Raw genomic sequence first — 23276 nt, 5'->3', positions numbered from 1 at the left:
CCTTGTAAACAACGCTTATCACGAGATGTAAGCCGAAACAACAAGAGTTGAATTACGGAACATACAGAACCGAACTTTTTCCCGGGTCACAGCCTTGCACGGGGCCTACAGTTGCAGTATTCTGTATGCAGACGGGGAACCGTCGTAGTACTACGGAGGTAGGTATGAGAAGAGGCCGGGGTCTTTCGCGCTGACGCTGCCCAACGCGAAAGACCTTAAAACGGGAAAAGCCAGACCAATCGGCCTGGCTCCCCTAATAAAGGCAGTAAAAACCGCGGGCAGATACCCATGGATAACTACCGACTAGCACCTCTAGTATTCCACAAACATCCGGCCGCATCAAGTGAAACCCTCTTCACCATAAGGAGAAGGGCATGCGTAAGCATTTGTGGATCAGGCGCTATCGGCGTCGTCGGTTCGGTTGCGTCGAGCATGTCCGCGCTCATTGGCGCGGCTGGCCCAAGTAAGTAGCGGGTACTGAAAGCGAAGTCTGTTTGGCTTTGCGTCGGCGGTTGAACGGACTCAAACGAAAAATAGGATGGGCGGCGCTTAAGTGCCGCCCACTTTTGGAACCAAACGACCAAACACACGGTCACGCGGCAGCGGCGGAACGGGTGAATTTCGGATAGAGCGTAGCACGTCCGCGCTGGATATAACCCATCAGCGTTTCATTCCCCCGCACAGCGCGACGGATCGCGGTATCCGCGGGCAACCCGGCCAACATGCTGAGCACCGGCACTGCAATCGTGTCGGGGGCTGTCGGATGATCGGCCAGCAGGAAGCTTTTGTCCCAAAGCAGGTCGGTCAGACAGTCAAGGTCCGGGGTCACGCATTGCATGCGGTGGTCCTCTGTCATTCGGGCAAAACCCTGCCCTTTCAGGCCATTCCGCACCTGCCGCCGCACCATATTGGCGATGAAGGGGCGCATCGGAGACGGAATACTGCCGAAGGCCAAGGGCACCAGCTTGGCCCAGCACCGATCATCCAACCACCGATCATGCGCAACAGCGACGCGCAGATGTTCCTCGATCATGCGGATCAGGGCATGACCCAGCACCCTGTCCTTGGACGACAGTCCGGGATAGAATTCCGCACCGCGCTTTTCCAGATAGGTCTGGATGAACCCGCTTTCCGGGATCACGCCTTCCGGTGTGCGCAGCGCAGGCAGACGGCCAATCGGGGCCTCTGAGGGCGTATTTGCGTATTCGGGCCGCCAGTCTTCGCCCGACATGTCCAACTGGATCATGGACTTGACGCAGAACGGGCTGAGGCTGGGTTCGTCAAAGCCTTCTGGATAGGTGATGAGTGTGAGCATTTGGGTCTCCAAGTCAGTGCTGCTTCAGAAGTAGCGCGGCACACTATCAGTTTTTGTCAGCATGCTGTAGAAAGTTTGGCATAGTAGAAAGCTCGGGATATGAGCCGCACCCATCGCCTGTTCCAATTGATGCAAGCCCTGCGCAATCTGCCCGCCCCTGTGACAGCGGCGCAGTTGGCTGATGCGACCAGCGTGTCCCCGCGCACGCTCTACCGCGACATCGACACGCTGCGCGAACTTGGCGCCGTGATCGACGGGGAAGCGGGGTTTGGCTACACCCTGATCGAGGACGCGCATCTGCCTCCGCTCGGTTTCAAGGATGACGAACTCGAAGCGCTTGTGCTTGGGCTTCGCGAGGTGGCCGCTGTGGGTGACCCGGCACTGGCCGACGCGGCCCGGAGCGCCTTGACCAAGCTGCGCGCGCGACTGCCAGAGCGGCAGGCGCACCGGCTGCGCCATTCGGTTCTGGTGGCGCACCGGTTCCATCCGCCTGCCCTGCCCGCAATTGATTCAGGCACCTTGCGCGAGGCCTGTTGGGACGAACGGATCGTCGGCTTTGCCTATACTGACAAAAACGGCGCATCCACTCAACGCGAGGTGAAACCGCTGAGCATCATGCTCTTCGATCAATCGCATTGTCTGCTGGCGTGGTGCCTCACACGCGATGACTACCGGGCGTTCCGGTTGGATCGCATGTCGGACCTGCACGTGACCGACCGTTCGTTCCGCCCAGGACGGGTGCCGTTGCTCAAGACCTACCTCGACAATCTCAATGAAGCGGCAAGAGACCGCTTGGTGCGCTTTTGATCCCTTCGCAAAAAGCCCGGGTCGCGCTAGGATTGAGAAAAGTCCGGCAAACGGACACGAGCAGCAGGGGTTGAAGACATGCGGTATCTGGTGATCGCCTCGGTATTGGCAATGACGGGGTCCATGGCCCCGGCACAGACGGGCGACGACACCACCCGTCCCGCCAGCCGATCCTCCACCGACAGCGAAGTCAGCCGCAGCGCCGTGTCGCTGGTGTCGGTCACCGCACCGCGCAATTCCCTGCGCCCGGCCTTGCGGCCTGCGGTGACGTCGACACCCGAAGTGCTTGTTCCCGCCGCCACCCAATCCGGGTTCGAGGACTGGATCAAAGGCTTCCGCGCCCGCGCCCTGCGGCAGGGCATTTCGGCCGATGTGTTCGACCTTGCCTTCGCCGGTGTGCAATACGATGCCGACGTGATCCGCCGTGACCGCAACCAGTCGGAATTTACCAAGACGATCTGGGATTACCTCGACAGTGCCGCGTCTGACGCGAGGGTCAACAATGGCAAGGCGGCGCTGCGCAAACACGATGCATTGCTGGACCGGATCGAAGCACAATACGGCGTCGACAAGGATGTGATTGTTGCGATCTGGGGCCTAGAATCGGCCTATGGCACCTTCCGGGGGTCGAACCCGGTGATCGGGTCTTTGGCCACTTTGGCCTATGACGCGCGGCGCAGCGACTTCTTCGAGGAGCAACTGATCGAAGCCCTGAAGATCCTGCAAAGCGGCGATGTGCGCCTTGCGAATTTCAAAGGTAGTTGGGCCGGGGCGATGGGGCATACACAGTTCATCCCGACCTCGTATCAATCGCTTGCTGTGGATTTCGACGGCGATGGCAAGCGCGACATCTGGTCGGACGATCCCGCCGACGCGCTGGCGTCAACAGCGAATTACCTTGCGAAGAACGGCTGGATCAAAGGCATGCCCTGGGGCGTCGAGGTGCGCATCCCGCAAGGCTTTGACTACACGCTGGCCAACCGGGACATCCTGCGCATGCCTTCGGAGTGGACGCAGATCGGGATCGTAGATCTGGATGGCAAAGCGGTCCCGGACCATGGGTCTGCCTCGGTCCTTTTGCCAGCGGGTGCCAAGGGGGCCGCCTTTCTGATCTTCAAGAACTTCGACGTGATCGAAACCTACAACACCGCCGACGCCTATGTGATCGGGGTTGGGCATCTGAGCGACCGGATCACTGGTGCTGGTCCGATCCGGTCAGATTGGCCGCGCGAGGACCGGGCGCTGACTTTTGACGAGCGGATCGAAATGCAGCGTCTTCTGAGCGCCAAGGGGTTTGACACCCAGAAGATCGACGGAAAGATCGGGCCATTGACCATCAACGCCGTGCGGGCGTTCCAAACGTCCATTGGCGATATCCCCGATGGATACGCCTCTTTGAACATCCTCAAGAAACTGCGCTAGGCTGAACTCCGAAACGGTGGTGTGATCCCTGCCCCTTCGGCGAAAGGCCCGAGATATGCCAACAACCTTGATCGTCCTCGCGCATCCCGACAGGCGCTCATTCAATGGCGCGTGGTCGGATGCGACCGAGGCGGCAGCCTTGGCGCAGGGTGACACGGTTCTGCGGTCGGATCTGTGCCAGATGGGATTCGATCCTGTGGAACGGGCGGCACACTATGGGGACTGGCCCGAGGACACGCCCTTTGATCCGCTCAAGGCGCAGGAACGCGCGGCCGATGCCGGGTCAACTCCGAAAGACGTAGGGGCAGAGGTCGACAAGATCAAGCAAGCCGACCGTATGGTCCTGCACTTCCCACTTTGGTGGTTTGCCCCGCCCGCCATCCTGAAAGGCTGGTTCGACCGCGCATCCCAGCATGGTGCACTGCACGATGTCGACGCCCGGTTCGACAGGGGCATGTGCCGGGGCAAACAAGCGCTGATGTGTGTGACCACCGGGTCGAACGCTGCTGAAAGCGCATATAACGGGAAGGAAGGCGATATTCGCCTTCTGTTGTGGCCCGCTGCTTATACCCTGCGCTACTTGGGGTTCGACGTGCTGGAGCCTGTCGTGGTGCATGGTGTGCATGGCTATCACCGGGGCGACCGCGAAACACAGTTGGTCAACCGCCTGACCGCAGCGCTGGGTGCACAAACAGACATCATGGCCGGGTTTTCCACGCGGCCCAGACTGCGTTTCAATAGGGATGATGATTTCGACGGAACGGGTCAGTTGCGCAGCGACAGAGCCTCCATCACCCCATTTATTCGTCACAGGGCCGCGTTTGACGAATAGAGTGTTTGTGCAAGACACAGCGCGGGCCTAAAGGGCGTAGAGCCCAATGGGAGAGCGCCCTTGATCCTGAACATCGACGTGCATCTGGAATACCAGCTGTCCAGACCCACTGACCTGCTGCTGCAAATCGAGGCCGCACATCTGCCGGATCAGCCTGTCCAAAATGCGCAAATCGACTTTTCCGATGTCAGCGATTTCGCCCGCGTCGCTGCCGACGAAGGAGTGGGCGATCGCATCTGGCTGCGGGCCGATGGTCTTTTCCGGTGCGATTATCGCGCAGAAGTCCGGATCGACCGCGCGTCTTTGGATCTCAGCCTGCTTGACGCGGTGCCTCCGCATCGGTTGCCCGGTGATACGGTGCGATACCTGATGCCATCCTGCTACTGCCCTTCGGACGAGTTCCAGACCTTCGTTGCAGCCGAGTTCGGGCATCTTTCAGGCGGCGCACAGATCACCGCGATGCGCGACTGGATCGAGCGGTCGTTCCAGTATGTGCCGGGCGTCAGCAACGCGCAGACCACCGCTCTGGACAGCTTTGTTCAGCGGCAGGGCATCTGCCGCGATTATGCGCATGTGCTGGTGACATTGGCCCGCGCTGCGACAATCCCCGCGCGCTTTGCCAGCGTCTTTGCGCCGGGTGTGACCCCGCCTGATTTCCATGCGGTGGCAGAGGTATATCTGGACGGCGGCTGGCACCTTGTCGATCCCACAGGCATGGGGACGTCAGCCGACATTGCACGGATCGGTGTCGGTGCGGATGCGGCAGCCGTGGCGTTCCTCAACATCTTTGGTCAGGCGGAGTTTGTTGCGCAGAGCGTGTCTGTAACACAGGCCTAGTCTCGCAGGGCCATCAAAGCTCTGACAGATCGGTCCAGCGAAACGCGTCCTTTTCGGCGAACACCCGCCCCACCGAGGGAAGCGTGAAATGGCTTCCAAGCACAAGGCACTCTGCCTCAGCCGCAGTTTGCAGCAGAAAGCGGCGGGACTCGACCGCCTGTTTTGCATCTGCATCAAACTTGAAATGCCATTCCGGATGCCAGCACTGTGCCGCAGAATGCAGGGCATCCCCGGTGATGATCGCTTCGCGGCTGCCGCTCCGGATTTGAACCGAGACATGACCCGGTGTATGCCCCGGCGTCGGGACAAGGGTCACGTGATCGCCAAGCATATGCCCCGTCTGCACCATCTCGGCCTGACGAGCGGCGATCACAGGCAAGACGCTTTCGGTGTAAAGATCGCTCATCCGGTCCTTGTGGAACGCTTCGTCGGCGGCGGGTATGAGGTAACGCGCCTTGGGAAACGTGGGAACCCAACGACCATCCTCGAGCCGCGTGTTCCAACCCACATGGTCGGTGTGCAGGTGCGTGCACAATACGTAGTCGATGTCATCGACGGTCAGACCCGCCGCATGGAGCGATGCCAAGAACCGCCCGTCTGACCGCTGGTGCCAGTCTGGAAAGGCAGGAACGGTTTTATCATTGCCAACGCAACTGTCGACGAGAATCCGATGGGTCGGAGTGACCAGAAGGAACCCTTGAATCGGCAGGATCAGGCAGCCTGTGGATTTGCAGATCGAGCCGGGTACATGGCTCTCCATCACCTCGGCAACATCCGGCCCCGCAGTCGGGAAAAGCGCATCGGGCGTCATGAAGGGACCATGTAGGTCAAGCAGTCTCCAGACTTCGACCTCACCGATTTTACAAAGCATCGCATGTTCCCATTCGAACTGATCTTATCAGTCTGCGCTACAGTCTTCGCCGCGGAAACAGGACAGCGCCTTCTGCTCCTGTTCGGCGGTCGGTGATGCATATGTCATACCGGGACACGGGCTGATCTGCACAACCCATTGGAGCTTTTCCTGTTTGAGGAACGCCAGATGCTCGCCTTTCCCTGTTCCGCCGCACCAAGGGCCAAGGCAGGACACCCGCAGGATCACGTCGCGTTCGAACCGCTTGGTGAACCCGTCCTTGGTGAGGGAATATCCGGCCAGCCAGCCTTCGATATCCTTCGTGTCACGTTTGCGGGAAGTGCGTAGATCGGTGCGGTCAGGCAGCTGGGCCTCATCGAAGAACAGATCGCCTTTGACGATGATATAGGCGTCGTCGGATTGCGCGGCCCGCTGAAAGTCGCGGGCGATATCCGGCGGTGCGCAACTCAGCGCATGGGCAGGTTGCGCCAGTGCCATCAGCAGGCCCGCAAGGACAACGCCCAACCTCATCACAGGTGGTCCTTGAAGGCCGCCAGCACCCGTTCGTAGACATGCCGCTTGAACGGCACGATGTTGTTGATGAGCTGGTCCGGCGCCATCCACTGCCACCGGCTGAATTCCTGATGCTCGGTCGCGATATCGACCTGATCGTCGGTGCCGTTAAAGCGCATCAGGAACCATTTCTGCTCCTGACCGCGATAACGCCCCTTCCAGAGCTTGCCGACAAGATCATGCGGCAGATCGTAGGGTATCCAGTCCTTGGTTTCGGCCTCGACCTTGACGAGAGAGGCCAGAACCCCGGTTTCTTCCCACAGCTCGCGCAGCGCCGCGTCGCGCGGGCTTTCGCCCTTGTCCACCCCGCCCTGCGGCATTTGCCAAGCCGGGCCGGGGTTGTCGAGCCGCTGGCCGACAAAGACCTTTCCCTCACGATTGACCAGCATCACGCCGACACAGGGACGGTAGGGCAGCTTGGCAATCTGTTCGGGCGTCATTCTGGGGCCTTTGTAAACGTGCGGCGCAGGAACACCCCGCGCCGCGATATGGTCTTACTCTTTCGACGGCTGCAGCGCGGTCAGGCCCTTGAGGATGTCGATGGCATAGGCCAGCTGGTAATCCTCTTCACGCAGTGCTGCAGCAGCTTCGGCCTTGGCGCGGTCAGCTTCGATCTGCTGAATCTCGTCCTCGGTCAGGCTGTCATTGTCGAGGCTGCCGCGCAGATCGGCTTCGGACCGGCTCAATGCGTTTGTCTCCTCGTCCTCAGCACTGGCTTCGGGACGACGCGGCTGGGCCACCACGATGTCCGGCGACACGCCCAGCGCCTGAATCGACCGACCCGACGGCGTGTAATACCGTGCCGTTGTCAGACGCATCGCACCATCGCCCCGCAACGGCATCACCGTCTGAACCGAGCCTTTGCCGAAGGACTTGGTGCCCACGACGATGGCGCGGCGGTGATCCTGAAGCGCACCGGCCACAATTTCGGATGCAGACGCCGAGCCGCCGTTGATCAGAACGACAATCGGCTTGCCGTCAGCCAGATCGCCGGGCGTGGCGTTGTAGCGGTCACCATCCTCGGGGTTGCGGCCACGGGTGCTGACGATTTCGCCCTTTTCGAGGAATGCATCGCTGACGCGGATCGCCTGATTGAGCAGACCACCGGGGTTGTTGCGCAGGTCGAGCACGATGCCTTCGACATTGTCCATGCCACCCGCCGCTTCGACCTGTTCGGCCAAGCCTTCTTCGAGGTTGGCGTAGGTCTGGTCGTTGAACGTGGTCACACGCAGGACCACCGCATCACCTTGCAAGCGGGTACGAACCGCCGTCAGTTTGATCGTGTCGCGAATGATCGACACGTCGAACGGTTCGGCCTCGCCTTCGCGCACCACCGTGATGATGATTTCAGAGCCGACAGGACCGCGCATCATGTCGACCGCTTCATCCAGCGTCAGACCCAATACAGACGCACCATCCACATGCGTGATGAAGTCGCCCGCTTCGATCCCGGCTTCCTCGGCAGGGGTGCCGTCGATGGGCGATACGACCTTCACAAAGCCTTCTTCCTGGGTGACTTCGATCCCCAGACCACCGAATTCCCCACGCGTCTGCACCCGCATGTCTGCGGCATCGTCGGGCGACAGGTAGCTGGAATGGGGATCCAGAGAGGTCAGCATGCCGTCAATGGCCGCTTCAATCAGATCACCGGCATCCACTTCTTCGACATATTGCGCACGGATGCGTTCGAAAATGTCCCCGAACAGGTCGAGCTGTTCGTACACATTCGTGGTGCGCGCGCTTTCCTGCGCGATCAGCGGACCCACGAATTGCGTCGTGGCCACGATGCCTGCAAGTGTGCCGCCCATGGCCGCCATGACTACTTTCTTCATTCGGTCCTTCCCTTATCCTGTGTGAACCACCCTAGGGGGTCCTCTGGCGTGTCGCCCAATCTGACTTCTATATAGAGCGTTTCGGACAGCGCTTCGCCAGCCCTTTCACCGGATGGTGATTGAATATCGTTGGTTTCTCCCGCCGGACCGCCCATCAAACCGACCGGGCTGCCCTCTGGCAGCACCTGACCGGTCTCTCCGAAGACGGTGTCGAGTCCCGCAAACACGAACAGGATATCAGGTTCAGGCTCAAGGATACTGACCAATCCGTAATCCAGAAGCGGCCCCCGGTAGCGGATCGTCGCCGCAGCCGGTGTTGTCACAAGTGCGCGAGGCCGGGTCGCGATCAGGACACCCGGTCGCGTCACACCCGCCGCATCGGTCTCGCCCGCCCGGCGCAGGATCTCGCCGGTAACCGGGAGCGGCAACCGGCCCTTGCGATTGCTGGCGGCGGGCAGATCAAGATCAGCCTCGTTCTCAGAGATTTGGCTCAACCAGGCCGCAAACCCGTCCAACGTTTCAGAAGCTGCGATCAGCAGCGCGGTCTTGACCGGGTCTTCGGTGAATTTGCGCGGCAGATCCGTGCGGTCGGCCATCGCCTGACTTAACGCAGTGCGGGCCGCCTGAATATCGGCCAGCCCATTTTGCAACGTGTTCGCAGCGTCCTGCTGCAATTGGCGCAGGGCGGTTGCCTCTTCCACATCTGCGCGCAGGTCTGATGCCGCAGCGGTGAGCGGGGGCGTGATCGACGCCATCAACAGTCCTGCCCGCGCGGTCCCGATGGGGCCATCGGGATGCACAAAGTTCAGCGGTCCCGCACCCGGGCCAATCGCCGACAGCGCCGCAAGCAGGCGTCTGACCTCGGTATCGCGTGCGTCAAGATCGCGGCGCAATTCGGTTTCGCGGATCGACGCCGCCCGCAGCCCATCGCGCATTGCGGCCAGCCCAGTCTCGAACGCGTGCACGGCCTCGGTCAGGGCCCGTACCCGATCCCGCGCGGACTCGGCTGCATCAAGCTGGGCTGTTGCGTCTTCCAACTGTACCATCGCGCTGCGCGCAGCCTCGGCCGGGGTCTGGGCCGAAAGGGGCACGCCAATTAGGCAGAAAAGAAGCGCAAGGTGCCTCATGTGCGGATCAGGCTTTTCCCGGTCATCTCGTCAGGTTGCGGCAGCCCCATCAGCGCCAGCAGGGTCGGTGCCAGATCGGCCAGCCGCCCATCGGCGAGCGTGGCACCCTCTGGCCCACCGTAAAGCACCACAGGCACAAGGTTCGTCGTATGCGCGGTGTGCGGCCCGCCGGTTTCAGGATCGACCATGGTTTCGCAATTGCCGTGATCGGCTGTCACGATCATCGCACCACGGGCCTTTTCTACGGCGGCCAGCACCTTGCCCAGACCGGCATCCACCGCCTCGCAGGCCTTGATCGCGGCGTCCAGATCGCCGGTATGGCCCACCATGTCGGGGTTCGCGTAATTGGTGACGATCAGATCATACCCTGCCTCGACGGCGGCCACGAATTTCTCTGTCACCTCATCCGCCGACATTTCGGGTTGCAGATCATAGGTCGCCACGTTGGGGCTTTTGGGCATGTAGCGGTCTTCGCCCTCTTCCGGTGTCTCCTGCCCGCCGTTCAGGAAGAAGGTGACATGCGGATACTTCTCGGTCTCCGCCAGCCGGAACTGTTTGCGTCCGTGCTTGGCAACCCATTCGCCCAGCGTGTTCCGGATCTCCTGCTTCGGGTATGCGGTTGTCATGTAGGCATTATGCGCCTTGGAATAGTCCACCATGCCCAGCAAACCGGACAGGTCTGGCTGCTCCCGCTTGAAATCGTCGAAGTCGGGATCGCCGATGGCGGCAAGGATTTCGCGCGCCCGGTCGGCGCGGAAGTTGAGGCAGAAAAAACCGTCGCCTGTATTCAGGCCGGTGTAGTCCCCGATCACACAGGGTTCGATGAATTCGTCGTTCTGGTCTTTGGCGTATGCCTCCGAAACGGCCTGGACCGCCGTGTTCGCACTGTTCCCCTGCCCTAGGATCATCGCATTATAGGCCCGTTCCACGCGATCCCAACGGGTGTCGCGATCCATGGCAAAGTAGCGCCCGATGACGGTTCCGATGCTGGCACCCTTTGGCAGACTGGCGTCAAGATCGTCGATAAACCCCTTGGCCGAGGTCGGCGCCACGTCGCGCCCGTCGGTGATGGCGTGCAGAACCACCTCGACGCCCTGATCCGTCAAAGCTTTCACGGCCGCCTTGATATGGTTGATATGGCCATGCACCCCGCCATCCGAGACCACACCCATGATATGCGCCCGGCCGCCGGCATCTTTGACTGCCTTGGCAAAATCACGGATCGCGGCATTCTCGAAAAAGCTGCCGTCTTCGATGGCCAGATCGATCTGGCCGAGGTCCATTGCCACCACCCGGCCCGCGCCGATATTCGTATGCCCCACCTCGGAATTGCCCATCTGCCCGCTGGGCAGGCCCACATCGGGGCCATGGGTGATCAGCGTCGCATGCGGGCAGGTCGCCATGAGATGATCCATCGTCGGCGTATTGGCCAGTTTTGGCGCATTCGCCGTTGGATCGTCACGCAGGCCCCAGCCGTCGAGGATGGTCAGAACGACAGGTTTCGGGGTGGTCATATACGGTGTCCTCTGCTCGGCCCGGTCTTGCGCGCGGTGTAGCAGAGGTGGCGCGGGATGTGGAGAGGGCGCAGTGGCTGTGTGATCGAACCGCAGGCACGATCCGATCAGCTGGGGGCTCTGCCCCCAGACCCCCGGCATATTTGGAAAGAGAAGAAGATCAGGCGCACACTAACCGAACATCCGCCACCCCGCCACCCAGCGGGTCAGAGTGGTGATCGCGCAGAGCGCGGCGAAGGCGTAGGCGAACCACGGGAAGGCCACGGGAAACAGGCACATGGCGACGAAGAGTGCGATGGTCTCGGTGCCTTCGGTCAGGCCGCCGAGATAGTAGATGCCTTTCGTTGGGTACGCGTCGGACGTGATCCCGCGTTTTTCGGCGATGATGGAGAAGGCGAGAAAGCTTGATCCGGTGCCGATGAAGCTGCAGATCAGCACGGCGGCGGGCAGAGCGTTTTCGCCTGGATCATGCAGCGCAAAGCCAAGCGGAAAGAGGCCGTAGAACATAAAGTCGAGCGCGATATCGAGGAACGCGCCGCGGTCGGAGGGGGTCGTCAGACGCGCAACCGCACCGTCCAGACCATCGGCGAGCCGGTTAAGGGCAAGGCACACCAGCGCAACCCAGAACAGCCCTATCCACAGCAACAGAACTCCGATCAGACCGATCCCGAAGCCCACAATGGTGATCTGGTCCGCACTGATCCCCCGCGCGACAAGCGCCCTGGCTGGGCGGTCGATGGCGTGTTTGACTAGCGGCAATATGGCAGCGTCGATCATCTGTCAGCCTCAAAAAACAGGTCGAAAACCGCCATACCGGGCCGAACCATGGGGGTACACTGAAATCTTGCACACTTGTTTGTCATTTGACCGGAACAGGGTAGTGCTGGTTTTAACGCCAGACACCCGGGCGCTGCCCACAGGACCAAGGACCAGACTTCATGCGCACCATACTTGCTGCCACGCTTGCCACTGTCACCGCCTTCGCCGCTCAGGCGGAACCGGACCCGTCAAATTGGACTGCCGTCACCGAAGAGGCACGCGGTCAAACGGTTTATTGGAACGCATGGGGCGGGTCGGACACGATCAACAGTTTTATCGCGTGGATCGGCGAGCGGGTGAACGAGGACTACGGCGTCACGCTGGAGCATGTGAAGCTCTCGGACACCGCCGATGCGGTGAGTCGCGTGCTGGCGGAAAAGACCGCTGGCAAAGATGAAGGCGGGGCCGTCGACATGATCTGGATCAATGGCGAAAACTTTGCCGCCATGAAGCGTCAGGACCTGTTGTTCGGACCATGGGTTGAACAGACCCCGAGCTGGGCGAATGTGGATGTGGCGGGCAAACCGGCGGTGGTGTCCGACTTCACCGTGCCGACCGACGGGCTTGAGGCACCGTGGGGCATGGCGCAGGTGGTGTTCTATTATGACATCGCACGGCTTGAGACACCTCCGACCACCATGGAGGCCCTTGCCGCCTATGCCGCTGCCAATCCGGGGCGTTTCACCTATCCGCAGCCGCCGAACTTCCTTGGCTCCACTTTCCTGAAGCAAGCCCTGATCGAATTCGTGCCGGATGCCTCTGTCCTGCAATCACCAGTCGAAGAGGCCGATTACGATGCGGCAACCGCCGACTTCTGGACCTTTATGGACGGTCTGACACCGACGCTCTGGCGGTCGGGCCGCGCCTATCCGCAGAACGAGTCGCGCCAGATCCAGTTGATGGCTGATGGCGAGATCGACCTTGCGATCAGCTTCAACCCGAACGAGGCCAGCAACGCGATTGCCAATGGTCAGTTGCAGGATACAGTGCGGACCTTTGTGATGGATGCAGGCAGCATCGGCAATGCCAGCTTTGTTGCCATTCCATATAATGCAAACGCCAAGGCGGGTGCGATGGTGGTGGCCAATTTCATGATGTCACCCGAAGCGCAGGCGATGATGCAGGATCCCGAAGTGTGGGGCCTGGGCACCGTACTTGATCTGGCGAAGCTGTCCGGTGAGGATCGTGCGCGGTTCGATGCGCTGGAACTGGGCATTGCCACGCTGCCCCCGGCAGAGCTGGGCGCGACCCTGTCAGAGCCGCATCCAAGCTGGATGGTCAAGCTCGAGGAAGACTGGACCGACCGGTACGGCGTCGCGCAATAGGCGTGGCGTGAGCGCAGGCTGCAACACGCCCTCGGCGCGGGCCCGGTTTCTGCCATGGGCCCCGCTTCTGACCCTTGCCATCATGGTTGGTCCCGTAGTGGCCGGGTTGCTGGGCACGGTTGCGCCCGCCTTTGGCTACATGCCCGCTTTGGGCGGTGACGGGATCAGCCTCAACGCCTTTACCATGCTGTTCGACTGGCCCGGCATCACCCGCGCCAGCGTTCTGAGCGTCACCACCGGGATTGTGGCAACGGGTCTGTCGCTGCTGCTTGTCGCCCTGATCTGTGCGGCGTGGAGCGGTTCCCATGCGTTCCGCATCATCGAACGGATGCTGTCGCCGCTGCTGTCCGTGCCCCATGCAGCGGCAGCTTTTGGGCTGGCGTTCCTGATCGCCCCTTCCGGCTGGATCGCGCGCGCCACCTCGCCATGGCTGACGGGATGGGACAGACCGCCTGATCTGTTGATCCTGCAAGACCCCTATGGCCTGTCCCTCATTGCCGGCTTGGTGGTCAAGGAAGTGCCGTTCCTGCTGTTGATGACACTGGCGGCCCTGACCCAGATCCGCACCAGCCAGGCCCGCGATACGGCTCTGGCCCTCGGGTATGCGCCCGTTACGGCGTGGTTCAAGACGGTTTTCCCGCGCGTCTATGCGCAGATCAGGCTGCCCGTCTTTGCAGTGCTCGCGTTTTCCATGACCGTAGTGGATGTGTCCCTGATCCTTGGGCCGACCACGCCCCCGACGCTGGCGGTTCAGATCCTGCGGTGGATGAACGACCCCGACCTGTCACAGCGCTTTCTCGGGTCAGCCGCCGCCGTATGGCAACTCACCTTGGTGATCGGCGCATTGATCCTGTGGCGCTTGGGTGAAATCGGGGTTGGTCATATGGGACGCCGCTGGGTGGCGTCGGGCCGCCGGGGCGGTGCCACACGCAGTTTCAAAGCGGTGTCCCTGACCGCCGCGATCCTGAGCGCCAGCGCCATCGTGTTCGGCATTCTGGGCCTGCTGGTGTGGTCCTTTGCCGGGCTTTGGAGCTTTCCGGATCTGCTGCCGGGTGCGTTTACGGCCAAGACATGGATGCGCCATGCGATGAACCTATGGCCCATTATCACAGAAACCCTGATCATCGCGTCGATTGCAACCTTGGTGGCCTTGTTGCTGACCATCGCCTGTCTTGAAGCCGAAGAACGCCACGGGCTGAGGCCGGGAAGCTGGGCGCTGTGGCTGCTCTATGTCCCGCTGATCGTGCCCCAGATCGCCTTTCTGACAGGGCTGCAAACCTTGGCGATATATACTGGCATCGACGGCAACCGCACTGCAGTGATCGCCGTGCATATCATCTTCGTCCTGCCCTATGTGTTCCTGTCACTGGCCGATCCCTTCCGCGCGTGGGACGCACGCTATGGCCATGTCGCGCGGGCCTTGGGTGCGGGGTGCAACGGTGTGCTCTGGCGAGTGCGTTTGCCCATGCTGCTCCGCCCGATCCTGACCGCTGCTGCCGTAGGCTTCGCAGTGTCGATCGGTCAATTCCTGCCGACCCTCTTGGCAGGTGCGGGGCGCGTGCAAACCCTGACGACCGAAGCCGTGGCATTGGCCTCTGGGGGTGACCGGCGGGTGATTTCAGTTTATGCGCTCAGCCAGACCGCGCTGGCGCTCTTGCCCTTTGCGCTGGCGCTGTTTCTTCCCGCCATCGTCTGGCGCAATCGCAAGGGGCTGCGTCATGCCTGATCCCGGACTGACACTTGACCATGTGATGATCCGCCGGGATGGGCGGACGTTGGTCGATATCTCGGATTACGTCGCCCCCGGTGAGGTGTTGACCGTGATGGGTCCCAGCGGCTCGGGTAAATCCACGCTGCTGTCTTACATCATAGGCACGCTTGCCCCGGCATTCGAGGCCAAGGGGCGGGTTGTTCTGAACGACACCGACATCACCAACCTCGCGCCAGAGCAGCGGCACGTGGGTATCCTGTTTCAGGACGAATTGCTTTTCCCACATCTGTCGGTGGGCGAAAACCTTGCCTTCGGATTGCGTGCTTCGGTCAAATGCCGGATCGAGCGCGGCCGACAGATTGCGGCGGCTCTTGAAGATATCGGGCTTGGCGGGTTTTCCGACCGTGACCCCGAAACATTGTCCGGCGGTCAGAAAGCGCGTGTCGCGCTGATGCGGATGCTGCTTTCTGCGCCGAAGGCGTTGTTGCTGGACGAACCGTTCTCGCGGCTCGACACCGAACGGCGCGATCAGGTGCGTTCGCTGGTGTTCGATCAGGCGCGGGCCAAAGGGTTGCCGGTGCTTCTGGTCACACATGATCACGCCGATGCCGAAGCAGCGGGCGGCCGCGTTCATCGGTTGGACTAGCCGGGTCTATTCACCTTCCGGCGCGGGCCGGGTGGAAACAGACCCATAGCGCAGTTTCAAAGCGTGGGCGATTTCCGACGGCAGGATCGCAAAGCATTTCGCATAGCGCGGGATCAGCCGGGCCGGCTGAGACAACGCGCGCCAGAGCCATTCCATCGCAATCGCCCGCACCCAAGCGGGCGCGCGCACTTGTGCACCAGAAAAGAAATCCAGCCCCGCACCGATTGAGATAAAGCCGACATTTCGCAGCTTGTTTCGTCCGTAGGCGGCAAACAATTCCTGCTTGGGGGCGCCAAGGGCGAGGAAGGCAATGTCTGCCTTTGCTTTGGACAACGCATCCAGAACCGCATCGGCCGAAGCACTCATCGGGTCGAATCCCATGGGAGGGGCAATCGCTGCGACAATTTGCGTGCCGGGCACTTCACGTTCGAGATACGCCTTCGCCGCAGCGAGGGTTTCATCCGTGCTTCCCACCAAGGCCAGCGTCTTGCGATGCGCCGCAGCAATCCGCACCAGTGGCAGAATCGCATCAGAGCCGGGGATCAACGACACCGGGCGTCCGGCCAGTTTTGACATCCAGACAATGGGATTGCCGTCGGCCACCACCAGGTCCTGCGCGGCGTAGGCATCCCGAAAGCGTTGATCCTGACGCAATTTTACCAAATGGTCCAAATTGATTGTCGCCAGTGAAAACCCTTCACCAACGCGCAGACGCGAAGAGATGTGCCGCTCGAGAGCGACCCAATCGGGTACGTTGACGGTCACGTCAAAGGCTTCGCCCCAAAAGCGCATAAGCGCCTCCTCATTCGTCAATTCGGGGATGTCTACATGCATCATGCGGCCAAATCGCGGCCACGCCGCCGCAAAATCAAGACATTCCGGCAAAAATTATCCTAAGACACACGAGAAACCCGACGTTTGTCGAAATATGACCATGATTGGATGGTCTAAGCCCTGCGAAAAGACGCACAGAAGCACATGAGCAGCCCGTGAACTGTAACCGATTCCGTATCGTCCGAGCCTCGGCCTACGGTCGCACATCCTATTGGGTCGCGGCATGAACGGGACTGTCTCGATCATCGGCTGTGGCTTTGTGGCCGATCTTTATATGCGGTCGCTTCAGGCGATGGACGAAATCACCGTGGCCGGTGTTTACGACAAGAACCCCGAACGTCTGGCGCAGTTCTGCACATTCTGGAACGTGCCCTCAGTGGCGTCGATGGACGCATTGCTGGACCAACACCCGCGCGATGGCGTGGTGCTCAACCTCACGAATCCGTCTGCGCATTTCGAAGTGAACTCTGCCAGCCTTGCCGCCGGATGCCACACCTATTCCGAAAAGCCGCTGGCTATGACGGTCGAGGACGCCAAGGCCTTGCATGCGCAGGCGGAAGCCGCCGGGTTGATGCTTGCGTCCGCCCCCTGCAGCGTCTTGGGTGAGGCCGCGCAAACCTTGGGTCATGCGCTGCGCACCGGTATCGCCGGAACACCTCGCGCCATCTATGCCGAACTGGACGACGGGTTTGTGCCGCAGGCCGCCTACAAGAAATGGATCTCCGAATCCGGCGCACCTTGGCCGTTCGAGGATGAATTCCGCGTCGGCTGTACGCTCGAACACGCGGGTTACTACCTTGGCTGGCTGATCTCGTGGTTTGGATCGGTGCGCACCGTGGTGGCGGCGTCGGCTGAGACCATTCCCGGCAAGGAAGGCACCGGGCCATATGCGCCGGACCTGTCGGTTGCCACGCTGTTTTTTGAAGACGGGCCGATGACGCGGCTCACCTGCTCCATCGTAGCCCCGCATGATCACCAGATCCGCATCGTCGGCGATGGCGGCGTTCTGGCCTGCAAGGCGGCGTGGGACAATTCCGCCAAAGTCACCTTTGCCAAACGCATGACGATCCGCCGCCGCCTGATGGAATCGCCCTTCCCGAAAACCATCAAGCTCGGCCAACAGACCCATCCCAAGGTCAAACGCTGGGGCGCGGCTGCGATGAACTTCATGCTCGGACCTTCAGAAATGCTGGATGCGCTCCGCGAAGGTCGCCCGTCCCGCCTGTCGAACGACTTTGCCTTGCACATGACCGAGGTCAAGCTGGCGATGCAGAACGCGGGCGAACACTCTGGCGCACAAGCCATGACCACCCGCTGTGATCCGATGGAGCCAATGCCATGGGCGCGGTGAAACGAGTCCTCATCACCGGCGCCTCGGGGTTCATCGGGAGCGCCACTGTCGACGCTGCGCTGGACGTGGGGCTGGAGGTTGTGGCAGTGCAGAGGCGCATCGGCGCGAACCGTACGGGTGTAACGTACGTTTCGGTTGACCTGACCGTACGGGACAGCGTGGAGTCGCTTGTATCGGCCATGACGGGATGTGACGCGGTCATCCACCTCGCCGCCGCCATGTCCGGCGATGCGAATGATCATGCGCGATTGACACTTGCGGGCACCGAACACGTGATCGCAGCCATGAAGAAGGCCGGTATTGGTCACCTCACGCTGGCCAGTTCGCTGGCGGTGTATGACACGTCCAAAGTGGCGATTGGCGCAGCGGTGACCGTCACAACACCGCTTGTGACCACAGATACCGCGCGCGATGCCTATTCGGATGCGAAGGCCCAGCAGGAGAGCCTAGTTTCAAAGGCCGGTATTGACTCTGTCACGGTGGTACGGCCGGGCATCGTGTATGATGCGGACCACCTTTGGAACGCGCATCTGGGCATTGGTGCAGGACCGGCTTTGTTCCGCGCTGCGTCTGGCGATCCATTGCCGATGTGTCATGTCCAAAGATGCGCCGCAGCGCTTGTGCGAGCGACTGCGCATCGGCTTCGGGACACGATCACACTGGTTGATCCCTCTTTGCCGACGCGAGGGCAAGTGATTGCAAAGCTTCAAGAAAGCGGCTGGCCGAAACTGGTTCTTCCGCTTCCTCTCGGGTTTCTTTGGACCCTCGCGCGCGTGTTGACACCTTTGGCGTCCCGTCTGCCCGGCCTGTTGCGCGCACCGGTCCTGAGGCAACGGCTGATGCCCATGACTTACAAATTCGACCTGCCTTCTTGGATCACTCTGCCAGACCCCTCTCCTGCGTGGGAGGCTGCGACATGACCCTGCCCAAGATCGCTTATCTGACCGGCGAATACCCCCGCGCGAGCGACACGTTCATCCAGCGCGAGGTCGCCAATCTGCGCGCGCTGGGGCACGAGGTTTTAACGTGTTCGATCCGGACAACCGGCGCGGAACACCTCGTCGGCCCGGAACAGCGCGAGGAACATGCGCGCACGTTCAAGGTGTTGGACGCGGTGCGCAATCCGAAAACCACGCTGAAGGCACATTGGCGGTGGATGAAAACGCCGGGGCGCTACCTGTCGGCGCTTGGGTTGGCGTGGCGGACCGCACCGAAAGGTATCAAGGGGCGGCTGTATAACCTGATCTATTTCGTCGAGGCCGGAGTGCTTGCCGACAAGCTGGCAGACGAGGGCGTGACCCATCTGCACAACCACATTGCAAAGGCGTCGTGCACGGTGGCGATGCTGGCGGGTGAACTGTCAGGGCTGCGGTGGAGCTTTACGATCCACGGGCCCGACATCTTTTTCGAGCCGCACCATTGGCGGATCGACGAAAAGGCTGCTCGAGCAGCCTTTGTGTCGTGCATCAGCCATTTCTGTCGGTCGCAACTCATGTGTTTTGCGGACGCGCAACATTGGCACAAGTTGCACATCGTGCATTGCGGCGTGGACCCGTCCCGGTACGCGCCCAAGCCGGTTCGAACCGGCTTGCGGGCGCTCTTTGTCGGGCGATTGGCCGGCGTCAAAGGCGTGCCGATCCTGATCGACGCCGTGGCGCGATTGGCCACGACCTACCCTGACCTGACGCTGCGCCTTGTCGGCGACGGGCCGGACCGCAAAGCGCTGGAAGCGGAGGTTGCCAAGCGGGGCTTGCAGGACCGCATCGTCTTTCTGGGATACAAATCCCAGGCCGAAGTGGCCGAGGAACTCGCACAAACGGATGTCTTCGTCCTGCCCAGCTTTGCCGAAGGTGTGCCCGTCGTGTTGATGGAGGCGATGGCATCACAGGTGCCCGTTCTGACCACGCGCATCGCCGGTGTTCCTGAATTGGTCGAAGATGGCGCGAGCGGTCGCCTTGTGCCGCCGGGCGATGTAGACGCCTTTGCCAAGGCGCTGGATGCGTTGCTGTCGGATGCGGACCTGCGTCAGGCCTATGGCGCGGCTGGACGGGCCAAGGTGGTCGCGGAGTATGACGCGGCACAGGAAGCGCGCTGGTTGTCGGAGCTGATCGTCGCTTATGGCGAAGGCCGTCTCGTGCCGCACTTGCGACCGTCAGAAGAGGCAATGTCATGAGTGTCGATGTCGTTCTGATCGGGCGAAACGAGGGGCAGAAACTGGTCCGGTCGCTGGCCTCAGTCGCGCCACAGGCGCGGCGCATGGTCTATGTAGACAGCGGCTCCACCGACCAAAGCGTGGTCAATGCGGAACAGGCAGGGGCCGTCGTGGTCAAGCTCGATATGTCCGTGCCCTTCACCGCCGCCCGTGCGCGCAACGAAGGGTTCGCTGCATTGATGGCGGAGGATAATCCGCCCGATGTGGTGCAGTTCCTTGATGGTGATTGCATCATGGCCGATGGCTGGCTTGACAAGGCCGAGGCAAGGTTGCGGTCCGAAACCGATCTTGCGCTGGTCACCGGTCAGCAGCGCGAGATGCGGCGCGATGCGAGTGTGTTCAACCAGATGTTCGACGTCGAGTGGTCACGTCCGGCGGGAGAGATCCTCACCTGCCCCGGCAACATGATGGTGCGTGTCGAAGCCTTTGCAGAGGTGGGTGGGTTCAATCCCAGCGTGATCGCTGCCGAGGATGATGAGTTCTGCACGCGGCTGCGCAAGGCGGGGTGGCGGCTGGTGCGCATTGCCGAGCCGATGGCCGGGCATGATGCAAACATGATGCGGTTTAGCCAATGGTGGAAACGGGCCGAACGCACCGGGCATGGGTTTGCGCAGGTGGGTCATTTGCATCCCGACTATTTCGTGCGCGAACGGCAGCGCGGCTGGGTCTATGGGTTGCTCCTGCCGATTGTGGCTGTGGTCGGAACGCTGTCTTCGCCCGCGATGCCGGTTCTGATTTTCGGTCTTTACGCACTGTCCTATTGGAAAACCACGCGTGGCTTGGTCGCCGAAGGCTTGCCGAAAGAGGAGGCGCGCGCGCATGCGGTGTACCTCACCTTGTCCAAGTTTCCGAATGTCATCGGCATGATCCGCTTTCACTGGCGGCGCCTGAACAATGCGCAGATGCGCATCATCGAATACAAGTAAGAGGTAAAGACGGATGGCGTCTTCGAAAATTCGCGTTGGTCTGATCGGGGCCGGGTATATCGCAAGCTGGCACGCGGATGCATTGCGGGCGACCGATGGGGTCGAGATCACCGCTGTTTGTGATCCGTCCGAGGCTGCAGCCAAGGGCTTGGCCGAGGGGCTTGGCGTGCGGGCCTTTGGGGACGTGGCCGACCTGATCGAGGCCAAGGTCTGCGATGCGGTTCATATCCTGACGCCGCCGCATCTGCATCACCCGCTGGCGATCCAGTGCCTCAAGGCCGGGATGCACGTGCTGGTGGAAAAGCCGGTGGCAACCTCAGCGGCAGAGACCGCCGAGATCGAGGCAGTCGCACAGGAACACGGTGTGCGGTTCCATGCCGGTCACAACTTCATGGGGCTGCCGTCTTATGACCGGCTCAAGGGTATGTTGGCGCGTGGGGAACTGGGACGCGTTTCCGTGGCCGAGGTACATTGGTGTCTGCCGCTTGCACCGTTGCGGTCGGGACCATTCGGCATCTGGTTGCTGCGCGAGCCAAAGAACCTGCTTCTGGAGCTTGGGCCGCACCTGATGGGTTTCATTGTCGATCTCTTCGGGGTGCCAGACATCCAGTCCGTCCATCTGTCCAAACCCGTTGATCTGCCGGGGGACGACACCCGCCATCAGGCGTGGCGGATCATGGCGCAGGCCGGGGATGTGGATGTGACGTTGACCATTTCCATGGTCGAAACGATTGACGACCGGTCTTTGACCCTGCGGGGGTCGTCCGGTCGGGCGCGGCTGGATTTTGCTGCGGATACGCTGGTGGTCGAACGCGAGAATGCGTCCGATCTGGTGTTGAACCCGCTGCGGCGGAAGTTGGACCTGTCTTGGCAGCACCTGCGCGAAGGGCTTGGCAATACGTTCACTCAGGTGCTTTCCTTGAACCGCAAATCCCCTTACGCGCTGAGCTTTCAGGGGATGGATGCGGCGATCTATGACGCGTTGCGCACCGACAAAGCGCCGGATGCGCGCTTCTCGGGCGAGAGCGCAGTCAAGGTGATGACAGCGCTGGATCAGGCGTTGGCGCTCATCCCGGCAGATCAGTTGAAAGCCGCCCCGCCCAAGGCAAAGACTCGCGATCCGAAGCCGACTGCGATGGTGATTGGCGGGACCGGGTTCATCGGTCGTGCGCTGACCCGCGCGCTTGTGGCCAAAGGGCAGGATGTGCGCGTTCTGAGTCGGGGTCGCTTCGGCCCCTTCCCTGACCTGCCAGACGAGGTCGAAACGGTCGGAGTCTCGCTCTACGACAAGGCGGCGTTGGTCGAGGCGATGCAAGGCATCGACGTCGTCTACAATCTGGCCCGGTCACTGGAAGGCACGTGGGACGAGGCGCTGGAGCATGATGTTGGTGTGGCCGTTCGCATTGCCGAGGCCTGTCAGGAAGCCGGGGTCAAGCGGCTGGTCTATACAGGTACGATCGCCAGCTATGACATGTCCTCCCCGGAGCAGAAGATCACCGAAGACCTGGCCTTCCCGGACGATATGAGCGACCGAAACATGTACGCGCGGTCCAAAGCGGAATGCGAAAAACGGCTGATGGAGATGCACCGACGGGATGGATTGCCCTTGGTCATCGCGCGTCCGGGTATCGTGGTCGGGCATGGCGGACCTTTGCAGCATTGGGGCATCGGCCGCTGGCATGGCGCGGGCGCTGTGCGCATCTGGGGCAATGGGTTGAACATCCTGCCCTTCGTCCTGATCGACGATGTGGCCGAGGGTTTGATCCTGATGGGCGAACACCCGAATGCGGTTGGGCAAAGCTACAACCTGATCGGGGAACCGATGCTATCGGGCAAAGGCTATTTCGATGCGATCCACAAATCGTTGGGTGCGAAGATCAGGGTCAGTACCGGGAACCTGACGCTGTTCTGGGCGGCGGATGCGGTCAAACATGTGCTGAAGGTCTATGCGTTGCGGCGGCGTGGGTTGACCCGGCCTTCGCTTGCGGATTGGAAAAGCCGGGCGCATCTTTCGCCCTTCGTGAACACCAAACCGAAGACGGAATTGGGGTGGAAACCGGAACAGGATAAGGCCCGTTTCATCGAAGAGGCGATCGGGAAAGCCAATCTGTTCGGGTTCTGATCGCCTTCATTTGATAAACAATCCCCTCAAATCGGACGTATTCTTGACAGAATGCACTGTCACAGATCGAGAACGCGGCTTAGCCAAGTTCGACAGCAAATCGTCTAAGTGATTGATATTGTTATGGCCAGGTCTGCCATTGTGTGACTACCGAGAAGGGATCAAGCGGGTTTTGGTATATCGAGGGTGTCGAAGAGCTCCAATTGTTCCGGGGTGATTGT

General features: G+C 61.2%; 21 protein-coding genes. 12 read left to right on the top strand and 9 right to left on the bottom strand.

Translation table 11 applies throughout. The features are described from left to right. Positions 1-592 precede the first annotated feature (592 nt). On the bottom strand, positions 593-1315 hold the full coding sequence (locus JJ869_RS02240) for a glutathione S-transferase family protein (RefSeq protein ID WP_292264347.1): 723 nt from the start codon (positions 1313-1315) through the stop codon (positions 593-595). A 99-nt stretch (positions 1316-1414) separates the two neighbouring features. On the opposite strand from JJ869_RS02240, the gene JJ869_RS02235 reads away from it, so the two are divergent. The 4 genes from JJ869_RS02235 to JJ869_RS02220 all read left to right on the top strand — a co-directional run bounded on the left by JJ869_RS02235 (position 1415) and on the right by JJ869_RS02220 (position 5213). Beyond that, the gene (locus JJ869_RS02235; RefSeq protein WP_292264346.1) at positions 1415-2122 is read left to right on the top strand and encodes a YafY family protein; all 708 of its coding nucleotides are present in this window, start codon (positions 1415-1417) and stop codon (positions 2120-2122) included. A gap of 78 nt (positions 2123-2200) precedes the next feature. Then, complete coding sequence (locus JJ869_RS02230) at positions 2201-3544, top strand: lytic murein transglycosylase (protein ID WP_292264345.1); 1344 nt, start codon at positions 2201-2203, stop codon at positions 3542-3544. A gap of 55 nt (positions 3545-3599) precedes the next feature. Next, on the top strand, positions 3600-4376 hold the full coding sequence (locus JJ869_RS02225; RefSeq protein ID WP_292264344.1) for an NAD(P)H-dependent oxidoreductase: 777 nt from the start codon (positions 3600-3602) through the stop codon (positions 4374-4376). A 60-nt stretch (positions 4377-4436) separates the two neighbouring features. Then, a complete protein-coding gene (locus tag JJ869_RS02220; protein WP_292264343.1) occupies positions 4437-5213 on the top strand; it encodes a transglutaminase family protein in 777 nt (258 codons plus the stop codon). Positions 5214-5226: 13 nt separating this feature from the next. Here the strand turns inward: JJ869_RS02220 and JJ869_RS02215 are convergent, their stop codons facing one another. From JJ869_RS02215 to JJ869_RS02185, 7 genes are all read right to left on the bottom strand, one after another. Further along, complete coding sequence (locus tag JJ869_RS02215) at positions 5227-6084, bottom strand: MBL fold metallo-hydrolase (protein WP_292264342.1); 858 nt, start codon at positions 6082-6084, stop codon at positions 5227-5229. Between the two features lie 27 nt (positions 6085-6111). Then, the gene (locus JJ869_RS02210; RefSeq protein ID WP_292264341.1) at positions 6112-6594 is read right to left on the bottom strand and encodes a hypothetical protein; all 483 of its coding nucleotides are present in this window, start codon (positions 6592-6594) and stop codon (positions 6112-6114) included. Further along, on the bottom strand, positions 6594-7076 hold the full coding sequence (locus tag JJ869_RS02205) for an RNA pyrophosphohydrolase (RefSeq protein WP_292264340.1): 483 nt from the start codon (positions 7074-7076) through the stop codon (positions 6594-6596). The genes JJ869_RS02210 and JJ869_RS02205 overlap by 1 nt, the downstream gene beginning before the upstream one ends. A 54-nt stretch (positions 7077-7130) precedes the next feature. Next, positions 7131-8468, bottom strand: a complete 1338-nt coding sequence (locus tag JJ869_RS02200; protein WP_292264339.1) for a S41 family peptidase — start codon at positions 8466-8468, stop codon at positions 7131-7133. Then, complete coding sequence (locus tag JJ869_RS02195; protein ID WP_292264338.1) at positions 8465-9595, bottom strand: peptidase M23; 1131 nt, start codon at positions 9593-9595, stop codon at positions 8465-8467. The genes JJ869_RS02200 and JJ869_RS02195 overlap by 4 nt, the downstream gene beginning before the upstream one ends. Further along, on the bottom strand, positions 9592-11109 hold the full coding sequence (gene gpmI / locus JJ869_RS02190) for a 2,3-bisphosphoglycerate-independent phosphoglycerate mutase (RefSeq protein ID WP_292264337.1): 1518 nt from the start codon (positions 11107-11109) through the stop codon (positions 9592-9594). Before gpmI ends, JJ869_RS02195 begins: the two co-directional genes overlap by 4 nt. 171 nt (positions 11110-11280) lie before the next feature. After that, positions 11281-11886, bottom strand: coding sequence for a CDP-alcohol phosphatidyltransferase family protein (locus tag JJ869_RS02185; RefSeq protein WP_292264336.1), 606 nt, complete (start codon positions 11884-11886; stop codon positions 11281-11283). A 161-nt stretch (positions 11887-12047) separates the two neighbouring features. Between JJ869_RS02185 and JJ869_RS02180 the strand changes: the two genes are divergently transcribed. The 3 genes from JJ869_RS02180 (at position 12048) to JJ869_RS02170 (ending at position 15610) form a co-directional block, all read left to right on the top strand. Further along, positions 12048-13253 (top strand): ABC transporter substrate-binding protein, encoded by a 1206-nt coding sequence (locus tag JJ869_RS02180; protein ID WP_292264335.1) that lies wholly within the window; start codon positions 12048-12050, stop codon positions 13251-13253. 82 nt (positions 13254-13335) lie between these two features. After that, on the top strand, positions 13336-14979 hold the full coding sequence (locus JJ869_RS02175; RefSeq protein ID WP_292264374.1) for an ABC transporter permease subunit: 1644 nt from the start codon (positions 13336-13338) through the stop codon (positions 14977-14979). Continuing rightward, positions 14972-15610 (top strand): ATP-binding cassette domain-containing protein, encoded by a 639-nt coding sequence (locus tag JJ869_RS02170; protein WP_292264334.1) that lies wholly within the window; start codon positions 14972-14974, stop codon positions 15608-15610. Before JJ869_RS02175 ends, JJ869_RS02170 begins: the two co-directional genes overlap by 8 nt. 6 nt (positions 15611-15616) lie before the next feature. On the opposite strand, the gene JJ869_RS02165 is transcribed toward JJ869_RS02170, so the two are convergent. Further along, entirely contained in the window at positions 15617-16402 is a 786-nt protein-coding gene (locus tag JJ869_RS02165; protein ID WP_292264333.1) for a WecB/TagA/CpsF family glycosyltransferase, read from the bottom strand. A gap of 265 nt (positions 16403-16667) precedes the next feature. Here JJ869_RS02165 and JJ869_RS02160 point away from each other — a divergent pair, with 265 nt between their 5' ends. From JJ869_RS02160 to JJ869_RS02140, 5 genes are read left to right on the top strand one after another with little or no spacing between them, the layout of a single operon-like run. After that, positions 16668-17795 (top strand): Gfo/Idh/MocA family oxidoreductase, encoded by a 1128-nt coding sequence (locus tag JJ869_RS02160; RefSeq protein WP_292264332.1) that lies wholly within the window; start codon positions 16668-16670, stop codon positions 17793-17795. Further along, positions 17783-18715 carry an NAD(P)-dependent oxidoreductase gene (locus JJ869_RS02155; protein ID WP_292264331.1) on the top strand — a complete coding sequence of 311 codons (933 nt, stop codon included), beginning with the start codon at positions 17783-17785 and terminating at the stop codon, positions 18713-18715. The genes JJ869_RS02160 and JJ869_RS02155 overlap by 13 nt, the downstream gene beginning before the upstream one ends. Then, positions 18712-19968, top strand: a complete 1257-nt coding sequence (locus JJ869_RS02150; RefSeq protein WP_292264330.1) for a glycosyltransferase — start codon at positions 18712-18714, stop codon at positions 19966-19968. Before JJ869_RS02155 ends, JJ869_RS02150 begins: the two co-directional genes overlap by 4 nt. Beyond that, entirely contained in the window at positions 19965-20933 is a 969-nt protein-coding gene (locus JJ869_RS02145; protein ID WP_292264329.1) for a glycosyltransferase family 2 protein, read from the top strand. Before JJ869_RS02150 ends, JJ869_RS02145 begins: the two co-directional genes overlap by 4 nt. 13 nt (positions 20934-20946) lie before the next feature. Then, positions 20947-23055, top strand: a complete 2109-nt coding sequence (locus tag JJ869_RS02140; RefSeq protein ID WP_292264328.1) for an NAD-dependent epimerase/dehydratase family protein — start codon at positions 20947-20949, stop codon at positions 23053-23055. Positions 23056-23276: the final 221 nt, after the last annotated feature.

The organism is Marivita sp., assembly GCF_017643905.1.
In the GTDB taxonomy this organism is placed as follows: domain Bacteria; phylum Pseudomonadota; class Alphaproteobacteria; order Rhodobacterales; family Rhodobacteraceae; genus Marivita.
This window is presented reverse-complemented; position numbering and strand designations above follow the sequence as displayed.